We start from the raw sequence: 5796 nt of genomic DNA, 5'->3' as shown, positions 1-5796 counted from the left end.
TTGGTTGAAAATTAAAAAAAAATTAAAAAATAATAATAAAGGGAATTTGTAAAAATCTTAGTTTTTTAGTAGAATTGTAATGTACCTTAATAGTAATCTGGAAAATATAGTAAAATTGAAATCGTAATGATTTCTGTTATACTGTTTTTTATAACTTTTTTTGATTGTAAATTCTGAATATAATCAAAAAGTAAATTATGTAAATGATGGGTAATTTATGAGAGTTCCATCGATATCTTAATAAGCCAAGTAGTGCTTCAACCATTTAAAAAGAATTTAAATGGTTTTGTTATTTTTAGTAAATTAAAAAACTTGGCAAAATTCTACTACAAGGGGGACTTTTATTATGAAAAAAATTGGCTTAGCTTGGCAAATATTAATTGGTCTTGTTATCGGGATCATTGTAGGCGCAATTTTTTATGGAAATCCAAAGGTTGCTGACTATTTACAACCAATTGGAGACATCTTTTTACGTCTGATTAAAATGATTGTAATACCAATCGTTGTTTCAAGTATCATTGTAGGTGTTGCTAGTGTTGGTGACACAAAAAAACTTGGCCGTTTAGGCGGGAAAACGATTCTGTACTTTGAGATTATTACAACAATTGCAATTTTAATCGGATTACTAGTAGCGAATATCGTTAAACCAGGTGCTGGTGTAGATATGAGTATCCTTCACAAAACTGATATCAATACTTATGTTGAAACAGCAAAAGAAGTTAAAAGTCATGGGTTTGCAGATACATTTGTAAATATCGTACCGCCAAACATTTTTTCAGCTTTTGTTGAAGGAAATATGTTAGCAATTATCTTTTTCTCAGTACTGTTTGGTCTTGGGATTACAGCGGTAGGAGAAAGAGGAAAGCCAGTATTAGCATTTTTCCAAGGAACAGCTGATACAATGTTTTACATTACAAATCAAATTATGAAATTTGCTCCATTTGGTGTTTTTGCATTAATCGGAGTTACAGTTTCAAAGTTTGGATTAGAATCTTTAATTCCATTAGGAAAATTAGTCATAACTGTTTATTTAACGATGGCATTCTTTATCGTTGTAGTATTAGGCTTAGTCGCTAAAATGGTAGGAGTTAACATATTTAAGTTCATTAAATTAATTAAAGATGAACTGATCTTAGCATATTCTACTGCGAGTTCTGAAACAGTTTTACCTAAAATTATGGAAAAAGTAGAAAAATTCGGAGTACCAAGATCAATTTCTTCATTCGTTATTCCGACTGGTTATTCATTTAATCTTGATGGATCAACTTTATATCAAGCATTAGCAGCAATTTTTATCGCTCAAATGTATGGTATTCATTTATCAATCACTGATCAAATTTCACTAATGTTAGTTTTAATGGTTACTTCAAAAGGTATCGCAGGTGTACCAGGCGTTTCGTTTGTTGTATTATTAGCAACATTAGGTACAGCAGGCATTCCAGTTGAAGGTTTAGCATTTATTGCAGGTATTGACCGTATTCTAGATATGGCAAGAACTGCAGTAAACGTAGTAGGTAACTCTTTAGCAGCAGTTGTAATTGCTAAATGGGAACGCGCTTTTAAACCAGAAGTGGTTAAGAATGATAATAACGTTGCTATGTAACATATAAAGATATTTTAACTCTCAAATAAATTAACTAAAAACAGAAGCCACAAGGAAAAAGAAATTCCTTGTGGTTTTTCTACTTTTACATACGTTTTTTTAAAGGGAAAAGTCTAAAAACATAGAATATTCTTAATTGTGTTTAATTTACGTTCTAATTACGCGTCCTTTTGGAAGGGAACCAATTAAGGAGGATAAGATGACAAATTTACTAGATATTACGATAGGGAAACTATTAGAAGAAAAAGCGAAATTACATCCTACTCATGAGGCTGTTGTCTATGCGGATAGAGGTTTAAGGATGAATTATGAACAATTTGAAAACCACTGTAGAGAAGTAGCAAAAGGTTTGATGAGTCTTAGAATTCAAAAAGGTGACCATATAGCAATATGGTCTTCAAATACACCTGAATGGCTTACTTCACAATTTGCAACTGGCAAAATGGGTGGAGTTCTTGTTACAGTAAACACAAATTATCGTACAGCAGAGCTAGAATATTTGTTAAAGCAATCTGATTCAACAACGATTATTTTAATGGATCAGTATAAGGATTCTTCATATATTGAAATGCTATATGAAATTATACCAGAATTAAAGGATGCTGTTCCTGGAGAACTTCATAGTAGTCGACTGCCATTTTTACGGAATGTAATTGTTCTTGGTGAGAAAAAATACCCTGGAACATTCTCATGGAATGAGCTTATTACCATGGCTAAAAATACATCAGATATAGAGTTGGATAAGCGAATGGCAACAATGAGTCCGTATGATGTTATAAACATGCAATATACATCTGGAACGACTGGTTTCCCAAAAGGTGTAATGCTTACACACTCAAATATCATCAATAATGGGTTTAATATTGCGAATTGTATGGAATTAACAAAGGCAGATCGTTTATGCATACCCGTACCATTTTTCCATTGCTTTGGATGTGTTTTAGGCACCATGGCTTGTGTTACTGTTGGAGCAACGATGGTACCTGTACAAGACTTCAGTCCAAAAAGAGTACTTCAAACAGTACAAGATGAAAAATGTACTGGATTACATGGAGTTCCTACTATGTTTATCGCGGAGTTAAATGAACCTGATTTTTCTAAATATGATTTATCAACATTACGAACTGGCATTATGGCAGGTTCAAACTGTCCAATTGAAGTTATGAAGGCAGTAATTGAAAAAATGGGAATTACAGAGATTACAATTGCATATGGCCAAACGGAATCTTCGCCAGTTATCACTCAAACTAGAACGAATGATCCAATTGAGGTACGAGTTGAAACGGTTGGTAAGGCATTACCAAATGTTGAAGTAAAAATAGTAGAACCAGGCACTTCTAATGAAGTACCACGTGGAGTACAAGGTGAACTTTGTACTAGAGGCTATCATGTAATGAAAGGCTACTACAAAAATGAAGATGCTACTCGTACAGCAATTGATGAAGATGGATGGTTACATACTGGAGATTTAGCAATCATGGATGAGAATGGCTATTGCAAAGTTACAGGTAGGCTCAAAGACATGATTATCCGTGGTGGGGAAAATATTTACCCACGTGAAATTGAAGAATTTTTATATACTCACCCAGATGTGTTAGATGTTCAAGTTGTTGGAATACCTGATCAAGTATATGGTGAAGAAGTATTGGCTTGCATTATTCTTAAAGAAGGAATAAAAATTACACCTGGGGATATTCGAATGTACTGTAAAGGAAAAATCTCAAAACATAAAATTCCTCGATATATAGAATTTGTAAAAGAGTATCCTATGACTGCCTCAGGAAAAATACAGAAATTCCGACTTAGAGAGCAAGCAGTTGAAACTGCCTCAAAACAAGTTTAATTAAACTGATTTAATCATTGAAGAAATAGCAAAGTGAAACAGAGAGCTTTGCTATTTTTTTATTAAATATTTGTAAGGAATATTCAAATAATTAATCGTATTATGGTAAAATGTGGAGACAATAAATTTAAAGGGGATACAAATTTGAAAATACGAAAAAAGGAATCTTCATGGCAAACTTTTAAAATATTAGTCTATTCTTTTACAATCGCATTAATTGTTAAGATTTTTATTTTTTCACCCTTTATTGTTCAAGGTGCTTCGATGCAACCGACCCTACATAATCATGATTATTTGTTTGTTAACAAAGCCTCATTTCATATTTCATCAGTAAATAGAGGTGAAGTTGTCATTATAAAAAAACAAAATGACCCTAAGTATTATGTCAAAAGAATCATTGGTTTGCCAAGTGACAACGTTAATTTAACGAATGGGCTCCTATACATTAATGGAAAACAAATAACTGAAAACTATTTAAATGACCATTTAAAAAATGTCTATAAAGAATATCTTCAATTTAATCAAGTTAAAGTACCTAGCGGGTCGTATTTAGTTATGGGTGATAATCGACTAAATAGTAAAGATAGCAGAAATGGTTTAGGGTATATTAAGCAGTCTGAAATAGTCGGCAAAGTTGAAGGCGTTTTTTTCCCTTTTGATCGAGTAAGAATAATACACTAAAAAGAAAAGTAAAATGGATTAAATAGGGATAATAGAAATTAAAAAAAGGTTTTTCATTTAAATTTCATTTTCATTATATAAAGTAAAAAAGTAACAAAATTGATACTTACAGGTATTTTAAGCTTTATTTAAGGAAATAAATCTTAAATATAAGAATAAATTAATCAAAACTGAAAGTAGGAATATATAATGAAAAAAAGTGAAGAGCTGTTATTGGAGGAAGAAATTACTCAAATTAAGAAGAACAATTGGTTATTAATGATCGTAGCGATCATCACGATACCTTTCTTAGTAATAAATATGTAATGAGGTAAAGCCTGGAATCGTTGATACCAGGCTTTTATGCTGTTTAAAAAGAAATTGACTATCTTCTTTTTCTAGTAATCTAAAATGCCGACAATTTAATTGACTTCATACCTATCTGGGTATATAGTTCAATTTAACTAATGTAAAAATTTTACTAAGAAAGGAAAGATTTCTATGTCTTATGATGATCAAATAAAAAATAGAGTAAAAAGAATTGAAGGGCAGCTTAGAGGCATTTTAAAAATGATGGATGAGGATAAAGGGTGTAAAGATGTAATCACTCAATTATCAGCAGTTAGAGCGGCAATGGATCGTACAATTGGAGTCATCGTAAGTACGAATCTAATTGAATGTGTAAGACTAGCTGATGAAAATGGAGAAAGTGCAGAAGAACTTGTAAAAGAAGCAGTTAACTTATTAGTAAAAAGTAGATAAAAAACATTCGTAAAACTTATCACTGGCCAAAATATTTCTGAACATCAATTACTTGAAAGTGGGACTTAAATAGAAATGTTAAATATTCTAATCATCGTATTAATTGCTTATTTTCTAGTACAAACTTTTCTTCCAATCAAAGGGGTTAAGCAAATTTCAACAAATGAATTAAAAAATGAATTGAAAAGTAAGGAAAAACAATTCATTGATGTTAGAACACCTGCAGAATATAAAGGAAGACATATTAAAGAATTCAAAAATATCCCATTGCATTTGTTAAAACAAAATTTAAGTCATCTTTCAAAAGGTCAAGAAACAATTATTATTTGCCAGAGTGGCATGAGAAGTAAAAAAGCATGTAAAGTTCTTAAAAAAATGGGTTATACCAATATTACAAATGTAAAAGGCGGAATGAGCACCTGGTCTTAATAAAGGAGAATAATGAATGAGAGAAATTACAGCAGAAAAACTTGAAGACTTATTAAAGAATGGAAATTCAGTTAATATTATTGACGTTCGCGAGGCGGATGAAGTAGCAAACGGAATGATCCCAGGTGCGACGCATATCCCACTTGGTTTAATCGAATTTCGCATGGCAGATCTAGATAAAACTAATGAATACATCGTTGTATGTCATGCTGGTGGCAGAAGTAGTCGAGCAGTACAGTTTTTAGAAAGTCATGGATTTAATGTTGTGAATATGACTGGCGGAATGCTTGCTTGGACAGGAGAAATTGAATAAACGATTTGATCAAAATTGCTTATAAAAGAATATAAGCAATTTTTTTATGTATTGATAGATCACAACATACTCAGGTTTTTTAGTAGGAGAAAATGAAAAAGTTGAAAGTACACACGCATTAAGGTTTCATGAGTAAGCATATTAGCTGGGAGGTGAGAGAAAGTACTTCATAAAGGGTTCATGAGT

At 31.6% G+C, this 5796-nt stretch carries 6 protein-coding genes; all 6 read left to right on the top strand.

The window, feature by feature from the left end; genetic code table 11:
• Nucleotides 1-346: 346 nt before the first annotated feature.
• On the top strand, nucleotides 347-1603 hold the full coding sequence (locus tag CN514_RS23125) for a cation:dicarboxylate symporter family transporter (RefSeq protein ID WP_098234582.1): 1257 nt from the start codon (nucleotides 347-349) through the stop codon (nucleotides 1601-1603).
• 199 nt (nucleotides 1604-1802) lie between these two features.
• Nucleotides 1803-3446, top strand: coding sequence for an AMP-binding protein (locus CN514_RS23120; RefSeq protein WP_098234581.1), 1644 nt, complete (start codon nucleotides 1803-1805; stop codon nucleotides 3444-3446).
• A gap of 144 nt (nucleotides 3447-3590) precedes the next feature.
• A complete protein-coding gene (lepB, locus tag CN514_RS23115; protein ID WP_286141805.1) occupies nucleotides 3591-4127 on the top strand; it encodes a signal peptidase I in 537 nt (178 codons plus the stop codon).
• A 480-nt stretch (nucleotides 4128-4607) separates the two neighbouring features.
• The gene (locus CN514_RS23110; protein WP_098234579.1) at nucleotides 4608-4868 is read left to right on the top strand and encodes a metal-sensitive transcriptional regulator; all 261 of its coding nucleotides are present in this window, start codon (nucleotides 4608-4610) and stop codon (nucleotides 4866-4868) included.
• Between the two features lie 69 nt (nucleotides 4869-4937).
• On the top strand, nucleotides 4938-5297 hold the full coding sequence (locus CN514_RS23105) for a rhodanese-like domain-containing protein (RefSeq protein WP_098234578.1): 360 nt from the start codon (nucleotides 4938-4940) through the stop codon (nucleotides 5295-5297).
• A gap of 16 nt (nucleotides 5298-5313) precedes the next feature.
• On the top strand, nucleotides 5314-5610 hold the full coding sequence (locus tag CN514_RS23100) for a rhodanese-like domain-containing protein (RefSeq protein ID WP_098234577.1): 297 nt from the start codon (nucleotides 5314-5316) through the stop codon (nucleotides 5608-5610).
• Nucleotides 5611-5796 lie beyond the last annotated feature (186 nt).

The organism is Bacillus sp. AFS001701 (assembly GCF_002559405.1).
In the GTDB taxonomy this organism is placed as follows: domain Bacteria; phylum Bacillota; class Bacilli; order Bacillales; family Bacillaceae_G; genus Gottfriedia.
The sequence above is the reverse complement of the archived record's forward strand: the minus strand, read 5'-3'. Positions and strand labels throughout refer to the sequence as shown.

What these genes read in the sequence shown, in the direction of transcription:
- CN514_RS23125 (WP_098234582.1), top strand. Translation starts at nt 347, where the DNA reads ATGAAAAAAATTGGCTTAGCTTGGCAAATATTAATTGGTCTTGTTATC.
- CN514_RS23120 (WP_098234581.1), top strand. Translation starts at nt 1,803, where the DNA reads ATGACAAATTTACTAGATATTACGATAGGGAAACTATTAGAAGAAAAA.
- CN514_RS23110 (WP_098234579.1), top strand. Translation starts at nt 4,608, where the DNA reads ATGTCTTATGATGATCAAATAAAAAATAGAGTAAAAAGAATTGAAGGG.
- CN514_RS23100 (WP_098234577.1), top strand. Translation starts at nt 5,314, where the DNA reads ATGAGAGAAATTACAGCAGAAAAACTTGAAGACTTATTAAAGAATGGA.